This is a genomic window from Desulfocurvus thunnarius (genome assembly GCF_055390965.1).
Genome location: NZ_AP042411.1, coordinates 2,990,073 through 3,013,452 on the forward strand (window position 1 = coordinate 2,990,073; position 23,380 = coordinate 3,013,452).

At 69.1% G+C, this 23,380-nt stretch carries 24 protein-coding genes and 1 tRNA gene; 7 read left to right on the forward strand and 18 right to left on the reverse strand.

The window, feature by feature from the left end; all coding sequences use genetic code 11:
• The first annotated feature begins 80 nt into the window (after window positions 1-80).
• Window positions 81-1,892 carry a DAK2 domain-containing protein gene (locus ACZ5KV_RS13060; protein ID WP_464239745.1) on the forward strand — a complete coding sequence of 604 codons (1,812 nt, stop codon included), beginning with the start codon at window positions 81-83 and terminating at the stop codon, window positions 1,890-1,892.
• A 64-nt stretch (window positions 1,893-1,956) separates the two neighbouring features.
• The gene (locus tag ACZ5KV_RS13065; protein WP_464239746.1) at window positions 1,957-2,424 is read left to right on the forward strand and encodes a hypothetical protein; all 468 of its coding nucleotides are present in this window, start codon (window positions 1,957-1,959) and stop codon (window positions 2,422-2,424) included.
• A 56-nt stretch (window positions 2,425-2,480) separates the two neighbouring features.
• Here ACZ5KV_RS13065 and ACZ5KV_RS13070 read toward each other — a convergent pair whose 3' ends face one another.
• Together ACZ5KV_RS13070 and ACZ5KV_RS13075 are read right to left on the reverse strand one after the other, a co-directional pair.
• Complete coding sequence (locus ACZ5KV_RS13070; RefSeq protein WP_464239747.1) at window positions 2,481-2,624, reverse strand: hypothetical protein; 144 nt, start codon at window positions 2,622-2,624, stop codon at window positions 2,481-2,483.
• Between the two features lie 2 nt (window positions 2,625-2,626).
• Window positions 2,627-2,776, reverse strand: a complete 150-nt coding sequence (locus ACZ5KV_RS13075; protein ID WP_464239748.1) for a hypothetical protein — start codon at window positions 2,774-2,776, stop codon at window positions 2,627-2,629.
• Between the two features lie 50 nt (window positions 2,777-2,826).
• Here ACZ5KV_RS13075 and ACZ5KV_RS13080 point away from each other — a divergent pair, with 50 nt between their 5' ends.
• Complete coding sequence (locus tag ACZ5KV_RS13080) at window positions 2,827-3,228, forward strand: hypothetical protein (protein WP_464239749.1); 402 nt, start codon at window positions 2,827-2,829, stop codon at window positions 3,226-3,228.
• A 151-nt stretch (window positions 3,229-3,379) separates the two neighbouring features.
• Here the strand turns inward: ACZ5KV_RS13080 and ACZ5KV_RS13085 are convergent, their stop codons facing one another.
• The 7 genes from ACZ5KV_RS13085 to ACZ5KV_RS13115 form a co-directional block, all read right to left on the reverse strand.
• Entirely contained in the window at window positions 3,380-4,237 is an 858-nt protein-coding gene (locus ACZ5KV_RS13085) for a glycine betaine ABC transporter substrate-binding protein (protein WP_464239750.1), read from the reverse strand.
• A 95-nt stretch (window positions 4,238-4,332) separates the two neighbouring features.
• Complete coding sequence (locus ACZ5KV_RS13090; protein ID WP_464239751.1) at window positions 4,333-5,187, reverse strand: ABC transporter permease; 855 nt, start codon at window positions 5,185-5,187, stop codon at window positions 4,333-4,335.
• Entirely contained in the window at window positions 5,184-6,380 is a 1,197-nt protein-coding gene (locus ACZ5KV_RS13095) for a quaternary amine ABC transporter ATP-binding protein (RefSeq protein ID WP_464239752.1), read from the reverse strand. Before ACZ5KV_RS13095 ends, ACZ5KV_RS13090 begins: the two co-directional genes overlap by 4 nt.
• A 676-nt stretch (window positions 6,381-7,056) precedes the next feature.
• The gene (locus ACZ5KV_RS13100) at window positions 7,057-8,466 is read right to left on the reverse strand and encodes an NAD(P)(+) transhydrogenase (Re/Si-specific) subunit beta (protein ID WP_464239753.1); all 1,410 of its coding nucleotides are present in this window, start codon (window positions 8,464-8,466) and stop codon (window positions 7,057-7,059) included.
• A 4-nt stretch (window positions 8,467-8,470) separates the two neighbouring features.
• Window positions 8,471-8,752, reverse strand: coding sequence for an NAD(P) transhydrogenase subunit alpha part 2 (locus ACZ5KV_RS13105; RefSeq protein WP_464239754.1), 282 nt, complete (start codon window positions 8,750-8,752; stop codon window positions 8,471-8,473).
• A gap of 34 nt (window positions 8,753-8,786) precedes the next feature.
• On the reverse strand, window positions 8,787-9,947 hold the full coding sequence (locus tag ACZ5KV_RS13110; protein WP_464239755.1) for a Re/Si-specific NAD(P)(+) transhydrogenase subunit alpha: 1,161 nt from the start codon (window positions 9,945-9,947) through the stop codon (window positions 8,787-8,789).
• 150 nt (window positions 9,948-10,097) lie between these two features.
• On the reverse strand, window positions 10,098-11,417 hold the full coding sequence (locus ACZ5KV_RS13115; protein WP_464239756.1) for an EAL and HDOD domain-containing protein: 1,320 nt from the start codon (window positions 11,415-11,417) through the stop codon (window positions 10,098-10,100).
• A gap of 129 nt (window positions 11,418-11,546) precedes the next feature.
• Between ACZ5KV_RS13115 and ACZ5KV_RS13120 the strand changes: the two genes are divergently transcribed.
• The gene (locus ACZ5KV_RS13120; protein WP_464239757.1) at window positions 11,547-12,863 is read left to right on the forward strand and encodes an L-cysteine desulfidase family protein; all 1,317 of its coding nucleotides are present in this window, start codon (window positions 11,547-11,549) and stop codon (window positions 12,861-12,863) included.
• A 228-nt stretch (window positions 12,864-13,091) separates the two neighbouring features.
• A complete protein-coding gene (locus ACZ5KV_RS13125; RefSeq protein WP_464239758.1) occupies window positions 13,092-14,912 on the forward strand; it encodes a methyl-accepting chemotaxis protein in 1,821 nt (606 codons plus the stop codon).
• A 95-nt stretch (window positions 14,913-15,007) separates the two neighbouring features.
• On the opposite strand, the gene ACZ5KV_RS13130 is transcribed toward ACZ5KV_RS13125, so the two are convergent.
• The 8 genes from ACZ5KV_RS13130 to ACZ5KV_RS13165 all read right to left on the reverse strand — a co-directional run bounded on the left by ACZ5KV_RS13130 (window position 15,008) and on the right by ACZ5KV_RS13165 (window position 21,313).
• Window positions 15,008-15,742, reverse strand: a complete 735-nt coding sequence (locus ACZ5KV_RS13130) for an MBL fold metallo-hydrolase (protein ID WP_464239759.1) — start codon at window positions 15,740-15,742, stop codon at window positions 15,008-15,010.
• Between the two features lie 80 nt (window positions 15,743-15,822).
• On the reverse strand, window positions 15,823-16,617 hold the full coding sequence (locus tag ACZ5KV_RS13135; RefSeq protein WP_464239760.1) for a substrate-binding periplasmic protein: 795 nt from the start codon (window positions 16,615-16,617) through the stop codon (window positions 15,823-15,825).
• A 17-nt stretch (window positions 16,618-16,634) separates the two neighbouring features.
• Window positions 16,635-17,231, reverse strand: coding sequence for an HD domain-containing protein (locus ACZ5KV_RS13140; RefSeq protein ID WP_464239761.1), 597 nt, complete (start codon window positions 17,229-17,231; stop codon window positions 16,635-16,637).
• A gap of 111 nt (window positions 17,232-17,342) precedes the next feature.
• A complete protein-coding gene (locus ACZ5KV_RS13145; protein ID WP_464239762.1) occupies window positions 17,343-18,296 on the reverse strand; it encodes an L-lactate dehydrogenase in 954 nt (317 codons plus the stop codon).
• Window positions 18,297-18,412: 116 nt separating this feature from the next.
• Window positions 18,413-19,153: an ABC transporter permease gene (locus tag ACZ5KV_RS13150; RefSeq protein ID WP_464239763.1), complete on the reverse strand. Its 741-nt coding sequence runs from the start codon at window positions 19,151-19,153 to the stop codon at window positions 18,413-18,415.
• Window positions 19,150-20,139, reverse strand: a complete 990-nt coding sequence (locus ACZ5KV_RS13155) for an ABC transporter ATP-binding protein (protein WP_464239764.1) — start codon at window positions 20,137-20,139, stop codon at window positions 19,150-19,152. The genes ACZ5KV_RS13150 and ACZ5KV_RS13155 overlap by 4 nt, the downstream gene beginning before the upstream one ends.
• 39 nt (window positions 20,140-20,178) lie before the next feature.
• Entirely contained in the window at window positions 20,179-20,931 is a 753-nt protein-coding gene (locus ACZ5KV_RS13160) for a sulfite exporter TauE/SafE family protein (RefSeq protein ID WP_464239765.1), read from the reverse strand.
• 22 nt (window positions 20,932-20,953) lie between these two features.
• Window positions 20,954-21,313: a helix-turn-helix domain-containing protein gene (locus ACZ5KV_RS13165; RefSeq protein ID WP_464239766.1), complete on the reverse strand. Its 360-nt coding sequence runs from the start codon at window positions 21,311-21,313 to the stop codon at window positions 20,954-20,956.
• Between the two features lie 429 nt (window positions 21,314-21,742).
• Between ACZ5KV_RS13165 and ACZ5KV_RS13170 the strand changes: the two genes are divergently transcribed.
• A complete protein-coding gene (locus ACZ5KV_RS13170; RefSeq protein ID WP_464239767.1) occupies window positions 21,743-22,273 on the forward strand; it encodes a PadR family transcriptional regulator in 531 nt (176 codons plus the stop codon).
• The gene (locus ACZ5KV_RS13175) at window positions 22,270-23,058 is read left to right on the forward strand and encodes a TSUP family transporter (RefSeq protein ID WP_464239768.1); all 789 of its coding nucleotides are present in this window, start codon (window positions 22,270-22,272) and stop codon (window positions 23,056-23,058) included. Before ACZ5KV_RS13170 ends, ACZ5KV_RS13175 begins: the two co-directional genes overlap by 4 nt.
• Before the next feature lie 182 nt (window positions 23,059-23,240).
• Here ACZ5KV_RS13175 and ACZ5KV_RS13180 read toward each other — a convergent pair.
• Window positions 23,241-23,316 (reverse strand) — tRNA-Asn (locus ACZ5KV_RS13180).
• Window positions 23,317-23,380: the final 64 nt, after the last annotated feature.

Genomic DNA, 23,380 nt, shown 5'->3' on the forward strand with positions numbered 1-23,380 from the left:
GGATAGAAGCGGCGGGCGCGCGCCCGGAGGCCCGGCCCGCCCGGCCCCTGCGCGCGACGAACGCCATACGGAGAGTGCAGATGGCCCCGGTGCCCAACAGAATCCAATACATCGACGGCATCCGCTTCAAACGCATCCTCATGGCCGCCGCCCAGCGGCTCATCGACCATTCCGAACACCTCGACGCCATCAACGTCTTCCCCGTGCCCGACGGCGACACCGGCAGCAACATGGCCGGGACCATGCGTTCCATCGTGGACGGCTCGGCCGATGCCCTGGACTCGTCCATCGAGGCCATGAGCCAGGTCATCGCCGAGGCGGCCCTGCTGGGCGCGCGGGGCAACTCGGGGGTCATCCTGGCCCAATTCTTCTGCGGCTTTTCCGAGGGCGTGAAGGACCTGGTGCGCGTGTCCCCGCGCGAGTTCGCCATGGCCGTGACCCGCGCTGCGGACCGCGCCCGCGAGGCCATGGCCTCGCCCAAAGAGGGGACGATCCTCACAGTCATCACCGACTGGGCCGACCACCTGCGCGGCAACTGCGAGAAATACCGCGATTTTCCCGAGCTGCTGCTCGATTCGCTGGAACGCGCCAAGCAGTCGCTGCGCGAAACCACCGAAAAGCTGGCCAGCCTCAAGGCCGCCGGGGTGGTGGACGCCGGGGCCCAGGGTTTCGTCTACCTGCTGGACGGCATTCAGGACTTCGTGGAACGCGGCCGGGTGGACCGCCGGGCCGAGAAGACCATGCTCGCCGCCGAGCGCCCGGGCGTGGGCGAGGTCCAGGAGCGCGTGGCCGTGGATTCCCTGGATTTCCGCTACTGCACCGAGTGCCTGGTGCGCGGCAAGGCTCTCGACCGCGACGCCCTGCGCGCGCGTCTGGAACCCCTGGGCGACAGCCTCATCGTGGCCGGAACGCCCACGGTGGTGCGCATCCACGTGCACACCAACGAGCCGGAAACGGTGTTCGAGATCGCCCAGGCCGTGGGCGAGGTCACCCGGCGCAAGGTGGACGACATGCTGCGCCAGCATCGCGACCTCGTGGCCCGCGCCCGCCAGCGCGTGGGCATCGTCACCGACTCGTGCTGCGACCTGCCCGCCGAGTTCATGCAGGCCCACGGCATCCGCTTCGCGCCGCTGACCCTGAACCTGGACGGCCAGGAGTTCGTGGACAAGATCGACATCTCCCCCGAGGAGTTCAACGACCGCCTGCGCGGCGCGCGCGTGGCCAAAACCTCCCAGCCCGCGCCCCAGCGCTTCAAGGAAGTCTACGAGGCCATGCTCGAGGAGTACGGGCACGTGGTGGCCGTGCACCTGACGGGCGGGGCCAGCGGCACCTATCAGGCCGGGCTGAACATGGCCCGGCAGGTGGACGCCGAGCATATCGCCGTGCTGGACAGCCATACCCTGACCGTGGCCCTGGGCCTTGCCGTGCGCGAGGCCGCCCTGGCCGCCGGGCTGGGCATGGACGCCGCCGCCGTGCATGCCGTGGCCCAGGAGGCCATCGACCGGGTGCGCATCTTCGTGACCCTGGACACGCTGGACTTCGCCGTGCGCGGCGGGCGGGTGAGCAAGGGCCAGGGGCTGGTGGCCAAGGTGCTGCGCATCAAGCCGGTTCTGACCTTCGACCGCCAGGGCAAGGCCCAGGTCATCGCCAAGGGCCTGGGCACGCTGCATGCCCAGCGCAAGCTCTTCGCCCACGTGCGCGCCTACGCCGAGGGTCGCAAGAACCTGCGCTTCGCCGTGGCCCACGTCGCCGCCCCGCAAACCGCCGAGCGCTACCGCACGATGCTTTGGGACACCTTCGGCGTCGAGCCCCTCTACGTCAGCGAAGCCTCCCCGGTGCTCGGCTGCTACTCCGGCCTCGGCGCCGCCGCCATCGCCGTGCTGGGGGATTAAAGGGAAGCGGTTTGGGGTCGGATGGATTTGACTTTGGCACCTTGCACCAAAGTTCGGAGGGAGGATGAGCGAGCAGGAAAGGACTTCTGGGGCGATGGCCGAGGACACACCTGCCAAACAAGAGGAGTTGGTCCTTCGCTGTCGAGGCTGCGGCTTTGACAATAAGATTCCATACGGAAAAATCGTCTGCGAGAAGTGTAAGAAGCCGTTGCGCGGGCTGTTGGTGCCTTCTGCTCTAGGTCTTGTCCTGCTTCTTGCAAGCGGAGGCGGCTTGGGATGGTATTTTTTTTCTGACAATAGATATCCTGTTTATGACGAGTATTTAATAATTGAGCAGTGTGTGTTCTCCGGCAATTCCAATGATCTCTCTTCTCATTCTGGATTAGTAAAAATGAAGAGGGATATTTGTATTGATGCGCTTGTTGAAACCCAGAAGAATTTCAGTTTTAGTGATTTTGAAGATGATAAAAGTAAATTTATGAATAAGTTTTCTGAAAATGCGATACGCATTACGAAAGACCAGCAGCGCTAGAATTGGGGAGCGGGCAACGCTTGTTGTGTTGCCCGCTCTTGTGTTACTGGATTGGCCTACTCGTCGTACTCTTCGGAGTCTCCAAGGTAGGAATCGTTGTTGGGGTTATGGGCGTCTGCCCAATCGTCCATCGTGGCATCATTGTTGGGGTTGTTGATGTCAGACCAGAGATCCAACTCTTCTTGTGTCATGTTGGACATGGTTATTTCCCTGCTTTTTGGTTGGGGTTCATCTGCTTGCCTCGATTGCCCTGAGCTTGGTCGTGCTGGCGGTTCCTCCCTTTCGTGCCTTTGTGGGCATTTTTCTGGTTTGCCTGGTTGTCCTTCGGGTCGATGCGTTTTTTGTCAGACATTTTGAATCTCCTTTTTAAAGTGCTTAGGCGTGATTGCCTTAAATGGAGTTATGCTGGTGCGCATGGGGAAAAATTGGGAAATTTCAGAGGAGATTTCAAAACTACAGGGGAAAATTCGAAATTTGTTGAAGGAAACCGGCTGGTCGGTGAAGGACTTTGCTGACAAGTATTTTTGGGAAGAATTGGACAGTGATGGGGCCTATGGTGATGAAGACGACAAGTCGCGGCACGCAGAGAAAGTCAAAAAGCATCTTAGTTCGTCCTCTTCAACAGCGAAAAGGCTTGAATTATTAAAGAAATATGTCGAATTCATCGAAACTTCCCGGTTGTATCGAAAGGATGTGATGCCTTTGAGGCGGGAGACGGCTTCTGGAATGCAGGACGCAGGTTTTAAAGCTGCAATGAGAAAACTTTCTAGCGAGCTCAATGAGTTGCTCCTGAAGAAAAGCTGATCGTTTGAGGCCTTGGCTGTTTGATTTCTCTCCAGAGTGCCAACCGGTAGGCCATCTCAGCACATATAAAACCCCCCGCCGCCGGATGCCCGGCGGCGGGGGGGTGTTTTCAGCTTCGCCCGGAGCCTTCACCCCGGGCAGGGCCTTTTGGCTACTTGCCCATCCAGGCGTTCACCTGGGCCTCGTTTTCCTTGATGAAGCGCTTGGCGTTCTCGTAGCGGTCGGCGCCGGGCTCCTGGTTCCAGGCCATGACCATCTGGAGCTGGTTCGCGTCCTTCCAGGCGAAGTTGTCCAGCAGGGCGTAGACCTCGGGCATGTCGTCCTTCAGGCCCTTGCGCACGATGGTGTCGATGTGCTCCTCCTCGCCCAGGGTGCCCTTGGGGTCGTCCAGGTACTTGAGGTCCCATTTGCCGAACATCCAGTGCGGCGACCAGGCGGTGACGACCACCCACTTGTCGTTCTTGATGGCGTCGGCCAGGGCGGCGGTCATGGTCGCGCCGGAGCCTTCCATCAGTTCGAGCTCCAGGCCGTAGTCCTTCACGGCCTGTTCGGACAGGCGCATCAGGCCCGCGCCGGGATCGATGCCGATGATCTTGCCGTCGAACTTGTCCTTGTGGGCGTTCAGGTCGGCGATGGAGTCCACCGTGACGTAGGAGGGCACGGCCCAGCCGAGCTTGGCCCCGCCGGTGATCGGCCCGAGGTTCTCGACCTTGCCCTTGACCTTGTTCAGGTAGTCGGCGTGGGTCACGGGCAGCCAGGCGGTGACCATGCCGTCCACGTCGCCGGTGCCCACGGCCTGCCACATGGCGGCGGCGGCCACGGGCAGGATCTCCACCTCGTAGCCCATTTTCTCCTGAAGCACGGCCTGCACCACGCTGGTGCTGGCGGCGGCGCAGTCCCATTCCACGTAGGCCAGGCGGACCTTGCCCTTGCTTGCCGCCTGGGCGGGGGCGGTCGTCAGGGCGGCCAGGGCCGCCAGGGCCAGGGTCAGCATGAGTTTCTTGAACATGGGGTCCTCCTTGGGTTTTCCGTTCGTTTTCAAAAATCGGCGCGCGCCAGGCGTCTTCGGGCGTTCCCGGGCGTGTTCGCGCGTCTGCGCGTGGATCAATTCGTGCCCGCGCGGCCGTCTGTGCGGCCGCCGACCTTTTGCAGCACGCGGTCGAGGATGATGGCCACGATGACGATGCCGATGCCGGCCTCGAAGCCCGCGCCCATCTGCAGGCGCTGGATGGCCTTCCAGACCTCGCCGCCCAGGCCCTTGGCGCCGATCATGGCCGCGATGACGACCATGGACAGGGCCAGCATGACCGTCTGGTTCACCCCGGCCATGAGGGTCGGCGTGGCCAGGGGCAGTTCCAGTTTCACCAGCCGCTGCCAGCGGTTGGAGCCGAAGGCCTCGGCGCATTCCACAAGCTCGCGCGGCACCTGGCGGATGCCCAGGCAGGTCAGGCGGATGGCCGGGGGCATGGCGAAGACCACCGTGGAGAAGATTGCCGCCACCTTGCCCAGCCCGAAAAAGGGGATGGCCGGGATGAGGTAGACGAATGCGGGCATGGTCTGCATCACGTCGAGCACGGGCATGACCACGCGGTCCACCGGGCGGTACATGGCCGCCAGGATGCCCAGGGGCACGCCGATGAGGATGGCCGTCAGCGTGGCGATGAGCACCAGCGCGATGGTGCTGACCGTGGCGCTCCACAGCCCCAGGTTCCAGATGAGCGCCAGGCCCAGGAAGGTGAACACCGTGATGCCGCGGTTTTTGCGCGTCAGCCAGAAGGCCAGGGCGGTGAAGATGGCGATGAGCACCAGCGGGGGCAGGGCCATGAGCCCGCGCTCCAGCACCGAGAGCACGCCGTCCATGACCACCGAGAACGCCTTGGTGGCAAAGGAGAAATGCTCCACGAGAAAGTCGATGGCCGCTTCGAGGCCCTGGCCGAGGGGCAACTTGGGGATGTTCATTGGGTGCTCCCTCCGCGTTCGGCGATGGCGCCGAGCAGCGACCCGCGCACCACCACGCCCTTGAGGCGGCCCCGGGCGTCCACCACCGGCAGCGGGTGGGGCAGGTCGTGGATGATCTGGATCAGCTCCGTGGCCGGGGTGTCGGGGCTGACGGAGGCGATGGGTTGGGTCATGGCCTCGGAGAGGTCCGTGCCGCCGCGCTCGCGCAGGGCCACGCAGCCCTCGGCGGTGACGATGCCCGCCACGGCGTGGGCCTCGTCGAGCACGAAAAGCGAGCCGATGGCGGCCTTCTTCATCTTGCGCAGGGCCGCGCGCGGGCCGTCGGTGCCCAGGTAGGCCACGGCTTCGGACTTCTTCATGACCATCTCGGCGGTGAGCACCTTGGTGATGTCCACGTCCTCCACGAAGCGGGCCACGTAGTCGTTGGCCGGGTTGGTCAGGATTTCCTCGGGCGTGCCCACCTGCACGATGGCGCCGTCCTTCATGAGCACGATGCGCCGCCCGAGCTTCAGGGCCTCGTCCAGGTCGTGGCTGATGAACAGGATGGTTTTTTGCATTTCATCCTGAAGGTTCAGCAACTCGTCCTGCATGTCGCGGCGGATCAGCGGGTCCAGGGCGCTGAAGGCCTCGTCCATGAGCAGGATGTCGGGGTCCAGCGCCAGGGCGCGGGCCAGGCCCACGCGCTGCTGCATGCCGCCGGAAAGTTGGCGCGGCGCGGCGTCCTCCCAGCCGGAGAGGCCCACCAGGGCCAGGGCCTGCATGGCCTTTTCGCGGCGTTCGTCGGGAGCCATGCCCTTGATTTCCAGGCCGTATTCGGTGTTTTGCACCACGCTGCGGTGGGGGAAGAGCGCGAAATTCTGGAAGACCATGCCCAGCTTTTCCAGGCGCAGGCGGCGCAGGCCTTCGGCGTCCAGGGCGCGGATGTCCGTGCCGTCGATGAGCACGCGCCCGGCGGTGGGCTCCAGCAGGCGGTTCACGCAACGCACCAGGGTGGACTTGCCGCTGCCCGACAGGCCCATGACCACCACGATCTCGCCCTGGGCGACCTCGAAGCTGGCGTTGTTCACGCCGACGCCCAGGCCGGTTTTCTTGAGGATCTCTTCCTTGCCCTGGCCGCGCTCCAGCAGCGCGAGGGCGCGCTCCGGGTGCGGCCCGAAGACCTTGAAGAGGTTTTCGACGACTATTTTTTGCATTGGGTCTCCTTGGTCGGGGTGACGCGTCCGGGAAAGCATTGCGGACGCCGGGAGAGCCCCGCCGGGGTTGCGGCGGCGGGGCGGGCACGGCCCGGCGGCACGGGCCGCACGAAGGCGGCGCGGCGCGGGGCGCGCGGTTCAGGCCAGGGGATAGCGGCCGCGCAGGCCGCAGGGGAGCGCCGGGGCGTCGCGCCGGGGCAGGGGCGGCGTGGCGCACGCGGCGCGGCCGATCCGGTATGTTCGTGTTGTGTCCATGCAGCGTACGGGAGCGATGGGTTCGCTGGCATCGGCGCTTCGTTGCGCCGATGCGTCGCGCAAACGTTTGTGTCTTGATCGTTTTGAATTGCGTTGCATATTTTGCATTTGCGGAATCGCGCAGCTTCACGCAATACACTGCGCGGCACAATTGTGCTGACTGCCAACACTGTATTGTATACTTAATCGGGACGCTTTTGTCAAATGAAGACAAATGACTTGCTGAGTAGAGATGAGTTCAGATTATTATGGATTATTCTGAATGAACCAGGAGCGGGGCGCTCATGCGCGGCTATTCTTCCTCATGCGACCGATACCGGCCCGATGCGCCATATCCCTGGTTCCGGAGCCCGAACGCGGCGCGCCGACGCCGGAAAAAACCGACGTCGGCGCGATATTGTCACATAGCAGGCGGAAATGCCTAGAGTTCTTTGAGCGCGGCCACCATCTGCTGCACGGCTTTTTTGCCGTCCTCGAAGTACATGAGGGCGTTGTCCGCGGCAAACAGCGGGTTGGGGATGCCCGCGAAACCCGCCGAAAGACTGCGCTTGACCACCACCACCGTGCGGCAGGCGCGCACGTCGATGATGGGCATGCCCGCGATGGGGCTGCCGGGGTCGGTCTTGGCCAGGGGGTTGACCACGTCGTTGGCGCCCAGGACGATGGCCACGTCCACCTGGGCCAGCTCGGGGTTGATGTCGTCCATTTCGCGCAGTTTGTCGTAGGGCACCTCGGCCTCGGCCAGGAGCACGTTCATGTGCCCGGGCATGCGCCCGGCCACGGGGTGGATGGCGAATTCCACCGTCGCGCCCCGGGCCTCGAGCATCAGCATCAGCTCGCGCACGGCGTGCTGGGCCTGGGCCACGGCCATGCCGTAGCCGGGCACGACGACCACCCGCCGCGCACCGTCCAGCAGCATGGCGACCTCCTCGCCCGAGGTGGCCTTGACGCGGCCCGCGTAGAGGTCGCCCTCGGCGCCCCTTGTCCGCTCCTGCGCCGGGGCCAGAGCTCCGCCGAAGAGCACGTTGGCCAGGGAGCGGTTCATGGCCCTGCACATGATGCGCGTGAGGATGATGCCCGAGGCGCCCACCAGGGAGCCGGAGATGATCAGCACGTTGTTTTGCAGCACGAAACCGGTGGCCGAGGCCGCCAGCCCGGAGTACGAGTTGAGCAGGGCGATGACCACGGGCATGTCCGCCCCGCCGATGGCCACCGTGAGCAGCACGCCGAGCACGGCGGCCACCGCCGCCATGGCCCAGTAGAGCCCCGTGGCCTGCGGCTCGGCGACCATGGCCACGCCCAGGCCCAGAGTCGCCGCCGCCGTGGCCAGCCCCGCCAGCCGTTGCATGGGGAAGCTCACCGCGCCCTCCCAGAACAGGCGCTGGAGCTTCACGAAAGCCACCAGACTGCCGAACAGCGTCACGCTGCCGATGAGCCCCGAGAGCGCCGTGGCCGTCAGGGTCGCCACGTCGCCCGCCAGGGCCGCCGCGCCGGGTGAGCCCATGGCCTCCTCGAAGGCCGCCCCGGCCACGAGCACCGAGGCCGCGCCGCCGAAGCCGTTGAACAGCGCCACGAGCTGCGGCATGGCCGTCATTTCGATGCGCACGGCGGCCGCCACGCCCAGCAGCGCGCCCACGAGCACCCCGGCCAGGATGTACTCGAAGCCCAGGATGTTTTTGTCCAGCAGGGTCACGACCACGGCCAGCAGCATGCCCAGGGCCGAGAGCACGTTGCCGCGCACTGCCGAGCGCGGGTGGGTCAGGCCCTTGATGCCCAGGATGAACAGCACCGCCGCGACCAGATACGCGAGGTTGATGATGCCTGTGCCCATGGCGTCAGTCCTTCTTGCGGAACATGGCCAGCATGCGGTGGGTGACCAGGAAGCCGCCCACGACGTTGACCGTTGCCAGGATGACCGCCGCCGTACCCAGGGCGGTGGTCAGGGCCGTGTGGCCGCTGCCCGCCGAGAGCAGGGCGCCGATGATGGTGATGCCCGAGATTGCGTTGGTGCCGGACATGAGCGGGGTGTGCAGGGTGGGCGGCACCTTGGTGATGACCTCGAAGCCCACGAAGACCGCGAGCACGAAGATGGTCAGGCCGATGACGAGGGTTTCCATGCTTTGCCTCCGTTGGCGCGGCGCGGGGGCCGCCTCAGGCGCCGGCCGGGGCCAGACGCTCCAGAACCAGGGGGTGCACCACCGCCCCGTCCCGGGTCACGCAGGTTCCGGCGACGATTTCGTCGTCCTTGTGAATGTCCACGCGCCCGTCGGCGCTCATGTTGAGCAGCAGGGCGGTCACGTTCTTCGCGTACATGCGGCTGCCGTCCACGGCCAGGTCCGAGGCCGCGTTGGTCGGGCCGAGGATGGTCACGCCGTGGTCGGTCACGGTCTGGTCGGGCCGGGTCAGCTCGCAGTTGCCGCCCGTGGCCGCCGCGAGGTCCACGACCACCGAGCCGGGCTGCATGGCGCGGACCATCTCGGCGGTGACCAGCACCGGCGCCTTGCGTCCGGGCACGGCGGCGGTGGTGATGACCACGTCGCTGGCCGCCACCACGCGGGCCATCAGCTCGCGCTGGCGGCGATAGAACTCCTCGCCCATGGCCTTGGCGTAGCCGCCCTTGTCTTCGGATTCCCCGGCGTCCAGCTCCATTTCCACGAATTTGGCCCCCAGGCTCTGGACCTGCTCGCGCACCGCCGGGCGCACGTCGTAGGCCTCGACCACGGCGCCCAGCCTGCGGGCCTGGGCAATGGCCATCAGCCCGGCCACGCCCACGCCGACCACGAAAACCCTGGCTGGGGCCACGGTGCCCGCCGCCGTCATGAGCATGGGGAACATCTTGGGCAGGTGGTCGGCCGCCAGGAGCACGGCCTTGTAGCCCGCCAGGGTGGCCATGGACGACAGGGCGTCCATGCTCTGGGCCCGGCTGATGCGCGGGATGAGCTCCATGGCGAAGAGCGCCGCGCCCGTGGCGGCGACGGCCTGGGCCACGGCGGGGTCGGTGGTCGGATCGGCCAGGCCGACGAGCACCTGCCCGGGGCGCAGCAGGGCGATGTCGTCCCGCCCGGGTCCGGGGTTGGCCCCCGGGGTGCGGACCATGAGCAGCACGTCGGCCCCGGCGAAGAGCGCGGCGCGGTCGGGCTCCATGCGGGCGCCTTTGGCCTCGTAGTCGGCGTCGGCAAACCCGGCGCCCAGGCCCGCCCCGGCCTGGACCACGACCTCGAAACCGGCCTTGAGCAGTTGCGGCACCACGCCGGGCACCAGGGCCACCCGCCGTTCGCCGGGGAAAGTCTCCTTGGGCACTGCCAGGATCATTGCGCGTCCTCCTTGGTGTGGCTCGCGGGGCGGCGCGGGGGGGGGCCGCAGGGGCCGCCCGCGCCCCGCCCGGGCTGGAGATTCCCGAGGCTACACCACTTCGGCGGCGAATGCCACCCGCCTGCGATGCAAAACGGGACCGGGCCGGGGTCAGGTTCCGGAGAAGACGGCCTCGGCCCAGGCCGAGGCCTTGTAGTGGGCGATGGCCGCGGCCAGGGAGGAGACGCCGATCTGTTCGGCCTGGGCCTCCATGGCCTCCCAGTCGGCGGCTTCGTAGCGCCGCACCAGATGCAGCCATTGGGCCTGGCGGTTCTCGGCCCGGCCGGTCAGGGCGTCCAGCAGCGGCCGGGCCAGGGGCAGGTGGGCGGCCACCTCGGTCATGGGCAGCCGCAGCAGCGGCTCCAGCAGCGAAAACAGCCCGAGGAGGAAGAGCTCGTCCGGGTCGTCGCGCCCGGGGCCCAGGGAGGTGGCGGCCAACTCCAGGAACTTGGCGCGCTGGGCCGAGAGCAGCAGCAACTGGCGGACCCTGCGGTCGGGGGCCAGGTCCGTGAGCACGGCCACGCGCAGCCAGTTCTTGAGGATTTTCCAGCCCAGCAGGAGCATGGCCTGACGCAGGGAGCCGATGCGCTCGGGGAAGCCGAAGGCCGGGGAGTTCAGGTAGGCCAGCAGCCGGAAGCTCAGGGCCGCGTCGGCCTTCATGGTCTGGCTCAGGGCGTCGAAGTCCGGCTCGGGCTGCTCGATGGCCGCCAGCAACCGGAAGCGCGAGGTTTCGTGCGAGGTGGCCTTGCGGGCGCGGATGGCCTCGCGCGAGCGGAAGAAGCCGCCCTGGACGAGGTTCGCCCCCAGGCTGCGGGCCAGGGTCAGGCGCATGGGGTCGTCCACCCCGCGGGCCAGAAGCAGGGCGTTGCCTTTGGGCTGGGCCCGGGCCAGGGTCCGGGCGCGGTCGGGGTCGCCCATGTCGAGCAGGAGCACGTCGGCCGTGGCGCGGATGGCCGGTTCGGCCCGCGCGGCCTCGCCCAGGTCCAGGGCCACGGCGAAGCCGTCGGCGCGGAAGCCCTGCAGGGCCGTGGCCGCCGAGGCGGGCAGGGCGTCGGCCCCCGGCACCTCGATGACCGTGCGTTCGCTGGGCAGGGCGTAGGGCGTCTCGTCCAGGATGGTGCGTTCGCCGAAACTGATGAGCACCTTGCAGCCCTGGCCGAAGAGGGTGTCGGCCAGGGAGATCAGCCCGGCGGCGATGCCGGGCACGGGGTCGGGCAGGGAGTCCAGGGTGCAGTCCACGTCCTCGCCGGGGCGCGGGGCGGGGGCGGGCCCGAAGGTCACGGCGTAGCCCCAGGTGTACAGGTGCTCGTCGAAGACCGGCTGGCGGGCGAAGAGCCGGGTGCACAGGTCCGTACCCGGGACATCGGAAGACGCATTCCCGGAATCGGCTGCGTCGCGCGGCAAACCGTCGGCATCGGGTGGAGTGCTCATCGAATGACATATACCCCGGGCGGCGCCGGGAGGCAACCCCGGGCCCCATGTTTTGACAACCGCCCCGGATGGCCGTACATCCCTGGGCGGCGGTGCCGGGCCGCCCGTCACCAGCCGAAGGAGAGCTTCATGGCCTATACCATCAAGGAACTGTTGCGCATGCAGGTGGCGCCCGCCCTGGGCTGTACCGAGCCCGTGGCCATCGCCCTGGCGGCGGGGGCCGCCGCGTCGCTGCTGCCCGCCGCGCCGACGGAGTCCGTGGCCCTGTGGGTCGATCCCAACATCTACAAGAACGGCCTGGCGGTGACCATTCCCGGCACCGGCGGGCTGTGCGGGCTGGACATGGCGGCCGCCCTGGGCTGCGAGGGCGGCGACCCGGCCCTGGGCCTGGAAGTGCTCGCCCCGGTGGACGACGCCGTGGTGGCCCGGGCCCGGGCCCTGGTGGATGGCGGCAAGGTGGCCGTGAACCTGCTCGGGGACCACCGGGGGCTCTACGTGCGCGTGCGCGTGGCCCGGGGCGGAGCCTGGGCCGAGGCGGTCATCGAGGGCATGCACGACAACATCACCGCGCTGACGCGCGACGGCGCGGCGGTGACGGACAGCCCGCTGCTCGGGCGCGGCGGCGCGCGCGACGGCCGCCCCCTGGAGGAGCTGGAAGCCTGGCTGCGCGCCCAGTCGCTGGAAAGCCTGCTGGGCCTGCTGCCCGGGCTGGACGCCGAGGACCTGGAATTTCTGGAAGAGGGCGTGCGGCACAACCTGCGCCTGGCCGCCCACGGCCTGGAGCACGAGGTGGGCCTGGGCGTGGGCCGGGCCCTGGAGCGCCTCGCCGGGCAGGGGCTGCTCGGGCGCGACATGCTCTGCGCCGCGCGGATACTGACCTCCGCCGCCGCCGACGCGCGCATGGGCGGGGCCAAGCTCCCGGCCATGAGTTCCGCCGGGTCCGGCAACCATGGACTCACGGCCATTCTGCCCATCCAGGCCGTGGCGGGCTTCGTTACGGCCACGGACCGCGCGCGCCTGGAGGCCGTGGCCCTGTCCCACGCCGTGACGGCCTACGTGAAGGCCTATACGGGGCGGCTGTCCGCCGTGTGCGGCTGCTCTGTGGCCGCCGGGGCCGGGGCCGCGGCCGGGGTGGCGCGGCTGCTGGGCGGCGACGCGACCCAGGTGGCCGGGGCCATCAAGAATCTCATCGAGGACCTGGCCGGGGTCATCTGCGACGGCGCCAAGGCGGGCTGCGCCCTGAAGCTGGCCACCGCCGCGGGCACCGCCGTGCAGGCCGCGCTGTTCGCCATGCAGGGCGTCAACGTCAGCCACACCGACGGCATCGTCGGCGTCTCGCCCGAGCAGACCATGCGCAACGTGGGAACCCTGTCCACCGAAGGCATGATCGAGACCGACCGCACCATCCTGGCCATCATGTTGGAAAAGCGCTTCTCGCACACTTAGGCGCCGTGTCCGGCGCACGCGCCCGGGCAAGGGAGGGGAGCCACGGCACGGCCGCCGCGGGCTCCCCTTCGTTTTTCTTGTAGCTGGACGGGCTTGGGGTGGTGTATAAAAGGCGCCACATTCAGGAACACGAATCAGGAGGATGCTTCGGACGCGGGCTGTCAGGCTCGTGCCCGCCGGGAACGGGGCCGGACATCCCGGAAGCGCGAAGGCGTGAGGAGGCCAATGATGCTCAGGAAGTTCTCCATCGGCACGAGGATTTTTCTTGTGCTTTTGGCAATGGTATTGTTTATCGTCGCCGTCGTAGGCGCGTTTCTCTCCAATGCGGGAACAATCCGCGATTTAAGCGCCACGGAGATCAGCGATCAGATGGTCGCGGGGCAGAAGCAGAAGCTTCAGGTGGCGACCATGACCATCGCGGAGACCTTGGGCGCCCTGCTGCGCGACGAGCCCGACCCGCAGCGGCACGTGGAAATGATCCGCGCCGCCGTGGACCCCATCCGCTTCGAGGACGACAAGTCCGGCTACTATTTCGTCTACGACGGCACGGTGAACGTGGCCCTGCCCACCGCCAAGGACAAGCAGGGCACCGACCTGGGCGGCCTCAAGGACAAGAGCGGCGTGCATTTCGTGCGCGAGATGGCGAAGCTGGCCGCCCAGGGCGGCGGGTTCGTGCAGTACGACTGGCCCAAGCCCGGCGCGGGCGAGCAGCCCAAGCTGTCTTACGCGACCAAGATTCCCGGTACGCCGTACTGGATCGGCACCGGCGTGTACATCGACAACGTGGAGGCCGCCAAGGCCGCCATCGCCAAGGACATTTCCAGCGTTGTCGCCACGAGCACGACCTGGATCGTCGGTGTGCTGGCGGGGGTGTTCCTGGTGCTGGTGCTGCCCCTGGCGGTGCTCATCGTGCGCAGCATCACCCGGCCTATCGCCCAGGCCACCCGCGCGGCCGGGGAAATCGCGGGCGGCAACTACGCCGTGGAACTGGAGGCCCAGGGCCGCGACGAGGCCGCGCGCCTGGAGCAGGCCCTGAACAGCATGGCCGCCACCCTGCGCCGCAACATCGACGAGATCACCGCCAAGACCGCCGACGCGGAAGACAAGGCCGCCGCGGCCCGCACGGCCCAGGCCGAAGCCGAGCAGGCCAAGACCCAGGCCGAGAGCGCCCGGGCCGAAGGCCTGCTGCACGCCGCCCAGCGCCTGGAGCGGATGGTGGAGCACATTTCCGCCGCCACCGAGCAAATCTCGGCCCAGGCCGACGAGATCAGGAGCGGCACCGACGTGCAGCGCGACCGCATCCAGGCCACGGCCACGGCCATGGAGGAGATGAACGCCACGGTGCTGGAGGTGGCGCGCAACGCGGGTACCGCCGCCGAGCGCGGGGTGGACGTGCAGACCAGGGCCCGCGACGGCGCCGACGTGGTCGAGCGCTCCATGCAGGCCATGAACACCACCCGCGAGCAGGCCCACGTGCTCCAGGAGAGCATGAACGCCCTGGGCCATCAGGCCGAGGCCATCGGCCAGATCATGACCGTCATCACCGACATTGCCGACCAGACGAACCTGCTGGCGCTGAACGCCGCCATCGAGGCCGCCCGGGCGGGCGACGCGGGCCGGGGCTTCGCCGTGGTCGCCGACGAGGTGCGCAAGCTGGCCGAGAAGACCATGACCGCCACCAAGGAGGTCGGCGATTCCATCAAGGCCATCCAGAACGTGGCCGCCCGGAACATCTCGGGCATGCAGGCCGCCGTGGGCGACCTGGAGCAGGCCGCGGACCTGGCCAACCGCTCGGGCGAGGTGCTCGACGAGATCGTGCACGGCACCGAGGAGAGCGCCGAGCAGATCCGCTCCATCGCCACCGCCGCCGAGGAGCAGTCCGCCGCCTCGGAAGAGATCAACCAGGCCATCGAGGAGATCAACTCCATCGCGGCGGACACGGCGCGCGGCGTGTCCGAAACCACCCAGGCCCTGGGCGACCTGGCCGAGCAGGCCACGGCCTTGTCGGCCCTGGTGGCCGAGCTCAAGCGCGAGGGCGGGGCGGCCTGACCCCCGGGCCCCGACACCGGCCCGGCGGCAACGCAAAAGGCCCCCGCCCGGTACGCGCCGGGCGGGGGCCTTTGTCGTTCGCGGCGCCCGCGGCGCTACTTCGCGGGCTCCAGGATGCGCACTTCCACCGCGCCCGAGAGCAGGGCGGCGAACTTCTCGGCGTCGGTGCGGGTGCCCTCGGCCATGCCGTAGTGCATGGGGATGGCGATTTCGGCCTTCACGTCGCGGGCGCTGTCCGCCGCGTCGGCCACGGAGTTCATGGTGTAGACCTGGCCCAGGGGCAGCAGGGCCACGTCGCAGTCGATGGCCCGCATCTCGGGGATGCGCTCGGTGTCGCCCGCGTGGTAGAGCGTCATGCCCGCGCCGCTCACGACGTAGCCCACCCACTTGTTGCTCTTGGGGTGGAACTTGGTCTTGGTGATGTTGTAGGCGGGCACGGCCTCGATGCGCACCCCGGCCACCTCGACGGATTCGCCGGGCAGCAGGTTGACGACTTCGGCCTTGTCCACCCAGCGGAGCTTGGAGTTGCAGTCGCGGGTGGCGACGATGACCGTCTTGTCCGTGGCGATTTTTTTCAGGGCGTCGGTGGACAGATGGTCCTGGTGGCTGTGGGTGATGCAGATGATGTCGGCCTTGGGCGCGCCGTCGGGCAGGCTGATGGGGTCGATGTACAGGCTGGGCCCGAAGGCCGCGGTGTGGAAGGTCGACTGGACGTACCAGGTCAGGCTGTCGGCCAGCCGCGCGGCGTCGCCGGCCAGGGCCGGGGCGGCCAGAAGCGGCAGGAGGGCCAGGGCGGCCAGGGCGATCGGGGCGGAAAAACGGCGGCGCATGGGGGGCTCCTTTGCTGGGGGCTCGGGTTGGGGGTGATGTCTCTCCCATACGGCAGGGCCGCGCCGATGGGAAGGCCTGTTCAGTTCGCGGCGGGCGCGTGCTCCTTGAGGCCGTAGCGCTCGAGGATGGCGCGCAGTTCGCCCGAGGCGCGCAGCTCGCGCCAGCCCTGGTCGAAGATGCGCGCGTATTCCCGGGCCCGGGGCCGGGCCGGGGAGAAGGCGATGTAGATCGGGTCCGGCTCGCCCTGGGCTCCGGCGAAGCGCACGGCGTCCCTGCCGGGGAAATTCTTGAGGAAGTGTTCACCCACGGCCACGTCGCAGACCACCAGATCCACCCGCCCGCAGGCGAGCATCAGGAAATTGCGTTCCAGGGCGTCGTTGCCCTGGGTGACGACCACTCCCGGCGAACCGGCCAGTTCGGCGGCCAGGGAGGCCAGGGGCTCGCCGTAGTCGTAGTCGGCGATGAGCGCAATGCGCAGCCCGCGCAGGGATTCCGGGCCCAGGTAGACCCAGGGGGCCTCGCTGCGCACGAAGAAGCCGTTGTCCGACCGGCCGATGGGTTCGTCGGGGAAGACGAAATCCGGCGCCTCGGGCCGCGAGGCGCCCACGGCGGCGTCCAGGCGCCCGGCGCGGACTTCGAGGAGGGTCCGCGTCCAGGGCAGGATCTGGTAGTCCACCTCCAGCCCGGCCCGGGCGAAGATCAGGCGCGCGGCCTCGATGGCGAAGCCCTCGCCGCCCGAGCGGTCTTCGCCGGGGGCGCAATTGTAGGGGCACCAGGGGTCGGCGGCCAGGGTCGGGCCCTGGGCCGGGGCGGCCGGGGCCAGGAGCAGGGCCAGGAGCAGGGCCAGGAGTACCAGCAGTGGCGGAAGCTTCATTGCGGAACCTTGCCCGTTCAGGGCTTGAGGATGCCGCTGGCGCAGGCGTCGTCGAGGATGGACTGGACCACGGGCCACAGCGCGGGCAGGCCCTGGCGGATGGGCGCCATGCGTCGCTCGACCTGGGGCCGGGCGATGTCGTGCAGGCGCCAGGTGCCGCCCTGGGTGTTGCGGTTCTGGAAGAGAACCTGGAAGCGGTCCAGGGAATTGGCGAAGCGCGCCTCGGGGCTTTGCCCGGCCTCGAACTCCTCCCACAGGGCGCGCAGGGCGTCGCCCTGCTCCGGCGGCAGCAGGCCGAAGATGCGCGCGGCGGCGGCGCGCTCGCGCTCGGCCTTGTCGCCGTTGGCTGCCTCGTCGTAGCAGAAGGTGTCCCCGGCGTCGATCTCCACCACGTCGTGCAGCAGAAGCATGGTCACCGCGCGCGGCAGGTCCAGCGGTCCGGGGGCGTATTCGGCCAGCACCACGGCCATGAGCGCCGTGTGCCACGAGTGTTCGGCGCTGTTTTCGCAGCGCGAGCCGTCCATGACCAGGTTGCGGCGGCTGACCTGCTTGAGGGCGTCGAGGGTCTCGATGAAGGCGATCTGGCCTTCGATGCGGGCGGGGGGGGTGGGCATGATTTGGAACTCTTGGCCCCGGCCTATACGCCAGCCGTCCGCCCTTGGCAAGCCCGGGCCGAAATTCCCGCGCCGCCCCGTCTTTTCGGGGCGGCGCGGGGGGTCGGGGGCTCAGGCCGGGGCGCCCAGGCTGGCGTCGGTCTGAAGCAGCACGGCGGCGCTGGCCTCCAGGGCCCGGCGTTCGTCTCCGGCCAGGGGCGAGTCGGCGATCATCTCGATGCCGTCCTCGCCGATGACGCACGGCAGGGACAGGCTCACGTCGGGCAGCCCGTAGAGTCCCCGCACGGCGGTGGAGACCGTGAGCACGCTTTTCTCGTCGCGCACGATGGACTCCACGATGCGGCACAGGGCCACGCCCACGGCGTAGGCCGTGGAGCCCTTGCGGGCGATGATTTCGTAGGCCGCGCGGCGCACGCCGCTCTGGATGCGCTCGCGGAAGGCCGCGTCGTAGGTCACGCCGCGCCCGGCGCAGAAATCCGCCAGGGGGATGCCCGAGATGTTGGCCCGGCTCCAGACGGCCAGTTCCGAGTCGCCGTGCTCGCCGATGATGTGCGCATGCACGCCGCGCACGTCCACGCGCAGCTCCCCGGCCAGCATCTGGCGCAGGCGCGAGCTGTCGAGCACCGTGCCCGAGCCCATGACCCGCGAGGCCGGGAAGCCCGTCTGGGCCAGCAGGCGGTGGGTCAGCACGTCCACGGGGTTGGTGGCCACGATGAGGATGGGCGCCTCGCCCAGGGCCATGAGCCCCGTGGCGATGGAGTGGACCACCCGGGCGTTGTTTTCCAGCAGTTCCAGGCGCGTCTGGCCGGGTTTCTGCCCGGCTCCGGCGGTGATGACCACGATGTCCGCGCCCTTGCAGACCTCGAAGCCTCCGGAGCGGATGTCCATGGGCCCGATGAGGGGCAGGCCGTGGCGCAGGTCCATGGCCTCGCCCTCGGCGCGGTCGGCGTCCACGTCCACCACGGCGATTTCGTTGACCAGCCGTTTGAGGGACAGGGCGTAGGCGAAGGTGGCGCCCACGCGGCCCATGCCGATTATGGCGACTTTGGCTCGCTTGCTCTTCATGGCGATCCTCCCGGAAGGGTCGGCGGAACAGGGCATGACACGATATTCCCAAGCTAGCATGGGCCCGGGGCACGGGCAAGAGCTTCCGGAGGGGCGGCCCCGGAGGGCGAGCGGGGTCAGGCGATCCAGCGGCGGCGGATGTTGCGCAGGCTCAGGCCGAAGAGCAGGGCGCAGAAGGCGGCCAGGGCTCCCAGGTCCAGGGCCAGGGGCATGGTGGCGGCGCCCAGCACGGTGCCCCGGATGGCGTCGGCGCCGTAGGTCAGCGGCAGGGCGTAGGACAGGGGCTGGAGCAGCGCGGGCAGGCGCTCGACGGGAAAGAACAGCCCGCACAGGAAAAGCATGGGAAAGCGCAGGAAGTTGGAGAAGGTCTGGGCCTCGAAGACCTCGCTCACGGCCACGGCGATGAACAGCCCCAGGAAGGCCGAGGACACGGCGACCAGGAGCACCGTGGCCGTGAAGGCGCCCCAGGCGACCGCGGGCAGGCCCGCGATGAACAGCGCGGCCAGGCCCAGGGGCACGAAGGCATTGACCACGCCGAAGAAGATGGCCCCGCCGGTCTTGGCCAGCATGAGCACCTCCAGGGGGATGGGCGCCAGGAGCAGGCGCTCGAAGGAGCGGTGTTTCTTTTCGAAGGTCACGGTCACGGCCAGCATGGAGGTCGTGCCGAAGAGCACGGACACGGCCACCAGCCCCGGCAGCAGGGCGGCCACGTCGTCCAGCCCGCCGCCCGAGCGCACCAGGAACATGCCCGTCCAGACCAGGGGAAAGAGCAGCCCCCAGCTCACGTTGGGCGGCTTGAGGTAGTAGGTGCGCATGTCCTTGAGCAGGATGTTCCAGAAGGCGATCCAGGTTTTCATGCGTTGCCTCCTTTGCCGCCGCTGTTTCCGTTGCCCTTGTCCGCGCTCAGGGCTCCGGCTTCCAGCCCGGTGACGCGCACGAACACGTCCTCCAGGGTCGGGCGCGCCCGGCGGGCCTCCAGCACGCGGACGCCCCGCTCGTCCAGGAGGCGCACCAGCGGTGCCACGGGGATGGGCGCGTGGGCCTCCACGCGCACCCGGTCCGGCTCCAGCAGCGGGAATTCCAGGTCCGGGAAGGCCCGGGGGAGGGCGGCGGCGGTGGCCGCGTCCAGCCCCGCGCAGGCGACGAGCAGGGCGTGGCGGTCGCGCACGGGCTCCAGCAGGGCGTCCACCGTGTCCTCGCGCACCACGCGCCCGGCGACGATGAAGGCCACCCGGTCGCACAGCCGCTCGGCCTCCTCGATGTGGTGCGTGGTCAGGAAGACGGTGGTGCCGTTGCCGCGCAAGGTGGCGATCATCTGGCGCAACTGGCGCGCGCTGGCTACGTCGATGCCCGAGGTCGGTTCGTCCAGAAAGAGAATGGGCGGGCGGTGGATGATGCCCGCCGCCACGGTCAGGCGCCGCTTCATGCCCTTGGAATAGCCGCCGAACTTGCGGCTCCCGGCCCCGGTCAGGCCGAAGGCGTCCAGCAGCTCGCGGGCCCGGGCCCGGCGCTCGGCCCGGCCCATGCCGTAGAGCGCGGCGCAGAAGCACAGGTTCTCGAAGCCGGTCAGCTCGGGGTAGAGGTTGCTTTCGTCGGGCACGACGCCGATGCGGTCTTGGGCGGCGCGGGGCCGGGCCGTGCAGTCCAGCCCGTCGATGCGGATGGTGCCGGTGTCGGGCCGGGCCAGGCCGGTGAGCATGGTGATGGTCGTGGTCTTGCCCGCGCCGTTGGGGCCCAGGAAGCCGAACAACGCGCCCCGGGGCACGGCCAGGGAGATGCCCGCAACGGCCGTCACGGGGCCGAAGCGCTTGGTGAGATTGTCCACCACGATGGCGTGGGTCATGGTCCTGCGGCTCCCCGGCCCCGCGCGGGGCCCTTGCGGTTACAGAAGCCGGGCCAGCAGGCGCAGGCTCATGGCGAAGAGAACCAGGCTGAACAGCGTGCGCACGGTGCGTCCGCGCAGCCTGTGGGCCATGAGCCGCGCCCCGGCCAGCCCGCCCAGGACGCAGGCCCCGGCGGCGGGCAGCACGAAGGCCCAGTCCACCCCGGTCAGGGCGGTGTAGCCCGCGAAGCCCGTGAGGGACGAGAAGCAGACGACGAACGTGGACGACGCGGCCGCCGTGCGGGTGGGCACGCCCAGAGCGTAGATGAGCAGCGGCACGATGAACACCCCGCCGCCGATGCCGAGCAGCCCGCCAAGCAGCCCGGTGCAGGCGCCGATGGCCGCGCCGCCGAGCATGCGCGCGCGGCGCGAGGCTCCGGGCCCTTCCTCGGTGCGCGGCGGCAGGAGCATCACCGCTCCGGCCAGGATCAGGATCGTCGCCAGGACGGCCAGGAATATCCCGGGCGGCAGGCGCAGGTTCAGCCCGGCGCCCAGGGGCGCGGTCAGGCTGGAGGCGACGACCAGAGGCAGGCACAGGGCGTAGTCCACCATGCCCCGGCGGGCGTAGGTCCAGGCGGCGGCCCCGGCGGCGACGAGATTCAGCAGCAGCGCCGCCGACGCGGCCCCGGCCTGGGGCATGCCCAGGAGTACGAACAGCGGCGAGAAGATCAGCCCGCCGCCCAGGCCGACCATGGTCAGGACCATGGCGATGAAGAACACGGCGGGCAGCAGGGTCAGGCTCAGGTACGGCATGGCGGTGTCCGGCGGGCGGGGGCTAGGAGGCGCGGCCTGGGTCGGGGCGCCCCTGCGGGGCGGGGGCAGGGCCGGGTGCGGGCTCCGCTTCCGGCGTGGGCGCCAGCAGCGCGGCGGTCGTTCGGGCCCAGGCGGCCAGGGTGCGTTCGTTCAATTGATAATGGACGTGGTAGCCGCGCTTTTCGGCGCGCACGAGGTCGGCGTCGCGCAACACGCGCAGATGCTGCGAGACCGCGGCGGGGGTGATGCCCAGGTTGGCGGCCAGGGCGTTGACGCACAGGGTCCGCCCGCGCAGCAACTCCAGCAGCCGCAGGCGCGTTTCCACCGCAAGAATCTTGAACATCCGCGCCGCGTGAGGCGCGTGGAGCATGATCGGGCGCATTGATTAAGTCCTCGCGCGGATACTTAACTGCTATCCCCGCGCGCGTCAAGGGGCGTTGCGGACAGGACCGGGCGCGGAGTGGCAGGCCGCTGCGGGAAGCCGATGCACGGCGTGGGGTCCGGGTGGCGGCGTGGCCCCGGGGGCGGAGCCGGGCAGGTTCGGCGCAGGCCGGAACCAGCGCGGCGGTGCCGTGCTTCGATGGACCGGGCCGCTGCGGGGCGGCGCGACAGGTCGGAGCCGGGGCACGGGGAGCGGGGCAGCCCCGGCCCCCCGGAAAAAAACGGGCCGCCGACACGGCGTCGGTGTGCGCGGAAAAGAAGACGGGAGTGGGCGGGATTCCGGCGGAACGCTTCGGAATTTGACATGATCCCGTCACGTATTACGGTTATCGTAATAAGAAGACTTGGCCGGAGGAGGAAACAAAGGGACATGGACGCCACGGACAGCAAGGCCCTGCAACGGGAAATCCTGCTTGGGCTTTGGAAGGTGCATATCCTGCACCACGCCGCCGAGGGGCCGGTGGTGGGGCGGTGGATGCTCCAGGAATTGCGCCGCCACGGCTACGAGGTCAGCCCCGGGACGCTCTACCCGCTGTTGCACCGCATGGAGCGCCTGGGCTGGCTGCGCTGCGAGGGCGCGCAGGGGGCGGGCCCCAAGGCCCGGCGGCCCCTGCGCGCCACGGCCCGGGGCCGCGAGGTCCTGGCCGCCGCCCTGCGCCAGGTGGCCGAATTGCGGGCCGAGGCGGGCGGGGGCGTCGGGTCGGAGCCGGAGCACGGGGAGCGGGGCGCCGCGGCGCCCGGCCCGAGCTCCGGATCTGGCGGCCCGGCTTCCCCGGCTGACGCATCCGCCCCTCCATGTCCGGTTGCCCCGGCTGCTCCGGCCCGCCCGGGAAACCGGGCGCCCGGCGTCGCCGCAACCCGCACCGCCCCGGATTCCCGGGGCCGAAAGGAGCCTTCATGACCGCCATCCTCACCGTCGGTCTGGCCGCCTTGGGCGCCGCCGGGCTGACCCTGTATTCGGGCTTCGGCCTGGGCACGCTGCTGCTGCCCGTATTCACCCTGTTCTTGCCCGTGGAGGCCGCCGTGGCCGCCACGGCGGTGGTTCACGGCGCCAACAACGCCTTCAAGGCCGCCCTGGTCGGCCGGTTGGCCGACCGCGACCTGGTGCTGCGCTTCGGGGTGCCCGCCGTGCTGGCGGCCTTTGCCGGGGCGGCGGCCCTGGGCTGGGTGGCTCATTTCGGGGCGCTGGCGCGCTACGAGGCCTTCGGCCGCGAGGCGGTGGTCACGCCGCTTAAGCTGGCCATGGCCGGGCTCATGACCGTCTTTGCCCTGCTGGAACTGCTGCCGCGCCTGCGGCGGGTACGTTTTGCGCGGCGCTGGCTTGTGCTCGGCGGGCTGCTGTCGGGTTTTTTCGGCGGCTTCTCCGGGCACCAGGGCGCCCTGCGCTCGGCCTTCCTGGTCAAGGTCGGCGTGTCCACCGAGGCCTTCGTGGGCACCAACGCGGTGATCGGCCTGCTGGTGGACCTGGCGCGGCTGACGGTCTACGGCGCGCTGCTGGCCGGGCCGGGAAGCACGGCCCTGGCCGCCGGGCAGTGGCCCCTGGTCCTGGCCGGAACCCTGGCGGCCTTCGCCGGGGTGCTCCTGGCCCGGCGCTTCCTGCACAAGGTGACCATGGCCGCCGTGCAGACCCTCACCGGCGTCCTGCTGCTGGTCATCGCCCTGGCCCTGGGCGCGGGGCTGGTGTAGCGCCGGGAAAGGGCGTGGACCGGCCCCGCGCCCAGGAGCGGGCGGAGCAGGGGGAGACGCCTTTGCCGGCTGTGCGCAAACAGTGTGCAGGCTGCGCACGGAACTGGTCGATTCCGGTGGATTCCGACAGGGCACGAAAAAGGGCTGATGTGGCGTTTTGCCGCATCAGCCCTTGTCTTTCGTGGCTCCCCAGCACGGACTTGAACCGCGAACCTAGTGATTAACAGTCACCCGCTCTGCCGATTGAGCTACTGGGGAACGTGGCGCCGGGAAGCGCGCCCCGGCGGGAGACACCTATTAGGAGCAAAGCCGCCCGAGGTCA

What these genes read in the sequence shown, in the direction of transcription:
- ACZ5KV_RS13060 (WP_464239745.1), top strand. Translation starts at nt 81, where the DNA reads ATGGCCCCGGTGCCCAACAGAATCCAATACATCGACGGCATCCGCTTC.
- ACZ5KV_RS13065 (WP_464239746.1), top strand. Translation starts at nt 1,957, where the DNA reads ATGAGCGAGCAGGAAAGGACTTCTGGGGCGATGGCCGAGGACACACCT.
- ACZ5KV_RS13070 (WP_464239747.1), bottom strand. Translation starts at nt 2,624, where the DNA reads ATGTCCAACATGACACAAGAAGAGTTGGATCTCTGGTCTGACATCAAC.
- ACZ5KV_RS13075 (WP_464239748.1), bottom strand. Translation starts at nt 2,776, where the DNA reads ATGTCTGACAAAAAACGCATCGACCCGAAGGACAACCAGGCAAACCAG.
- ACZ5KV_RS13080 (WP_464239749.1), top strand. Translation starts at nt 2,827, where the DNA reads ATGCTGGTGCGCATGGGGAAAAATTGGGAAATTTCAGAGGAGATTTCA.
- ACZ5KV_RS13085 (WP_464239750.1), bottom strand. Translation starts at nt 4,237, where the DNA reads ATGTTCAAGAAACTCATGCTGACCCTGGCCCTGGCGGCCCTGGCCGCC.
- ACZ5KV_RS13090 (WP_464239751.1), bottom strand. Translation starts at nt 5,187, where the DNA reads ATGAACATCCCCAAGTTGCCCCTCGGCCAGGGCCTCGAAGCGGCCATC.
- ACZ5KV_RS13095 (WP_464239752.1), bottom strand. Translation starts at nt 6,380, where the DNA reads ATGCAAAAAATAGTCGTCGAAAACCTCTTCAAGGTCTTCGGGCCGCAC.
- ACZ5KV_RS13100 (WP_464239753.1), bottom strand. Translation starts at nt 8,466, where the DNA reads ATGGGCACAGGCATCATCAACCTCGCGTATCTGGTCGCGGCGGTGCTG.
- ACZ5KV_RS13105 (WP_464239754.1), bottom strand. Translation starts at nt 8,752, where the DNA reads ATGGAAACCCTCGTCATCGGCCTGACCATCTTCGTGCTCGCGGTCTTC.
- ACZ5KV_RS13110 (WP_464239755.1), bottom strand. Translation starts at nt 9,947, where the DNA reads ATGATCCTGGCAGTGCCCAAGGAGACTTTCCCCGGCGAACGGCGGGTG.
- ACZ5KV_RS13115 (WP_464239756.1), bottom strand. Translation starts at nt 11,417, where the DNA reads ATGAGCACTCCACCCGATGCCGACGGTTTGCCGCGCGACGCAGCCGAT.
- ACZ5KV_RS13120 (WP_464239757.1), top strand. Translation starts at nt 11,547, where the DNA reads ATGGCCTATACCATCAAGGAACTGTTGCGCATGCAGGTGGCGCCCGCC.
- ACZ5KV_RS13125 (WP_464239758.1), top strand. Translation starts at nt 13,092, where the DNA reads ATGCTCAGGAAGTTCTCCATCGGCACGAGGATTTTTCTTGTGCTTTTG.
- ACZ5KV_RS13130 (WP_464239759.1), bottom strand. Translation starts at nt 15,742, where the DNA reads ATGCGCCGCCGTTTTTCCGCCCCGATCGCCCTGGCCGCCCTGGCCCTC.
- ACZ5KV_RS13135 (WP_464239760.1), bottom strand. Translation starts at nt 16,617, where the DNA reads ATGAAGCTTCCGCCACTGCTGGTACTCCTGGCCCTGCTCCTGGCCCTG.
- ACZ5KV_RS13140 (WP_464239761.1), bottom strand. Translation starts at nt 17,231, where the DNA reads ATGCCCACCCCCCCCGCCCGCATCGAAGGCCAGATCGCCTTCATCGAG.
- ACZ5KV_RS13145 (WP_464239762.1), bottom strand. Translation starts at nt 18,296, where the DNA reads ATGAAGAGCAAGCGAGCCAAAGTCGCCATAATCGGCATGGGCCGCGTG.
- ACZ5KV_RS13150 (WP_464239763.1), bottom strand. Translation starts at nt 19,153, where the DNA reads ATGAAAACCTGGATCGCCTTCTGGAACATCCTGCTCAAGGACATGCGC.
- ACZ5KV_RS13155 (WP_464239764.1), bottom strand. Translation starts at nt 20,139, where the DNA reads ATGACCCACGCCATCGTGGTGGACAATCTCACCAAGCGCTTCGGCCCC.
- ACZ5KV_RS13160 (WP_464239765.1), bottom strand. Translation starts at nt 20,931, where the DNA reads ATGCCGTACCTGAGCCTGACCCTGCTGCCCGCCGTGTTCTTCATCGCC.
- ACZ5KV_RS13165 (WP_464239766.1), bottom strand. Translation starts at nt 21,313, where the DNA reads ATGCGCCCGATCATGCTCCACGCGCCTCACGCGGCGCGGATGTTCAAG.
- ACZ5KV_RS13170 (WP_464239767.1), top strand. Translation starts at nt 21,743, where the DNA reads ATGGACGCCACGGACAGCAAGGCCCTGCAACGGGAAATCCTGCTTGGG.
- ACZ5KV_RS13175 (WP_464239768.1), top strand. Translation starts at nt 22,270, where the DNA reads ATGACCGCCATCCTCACCGTCGGTCTGGCCGCCTTGGGCGCCGCCGGG.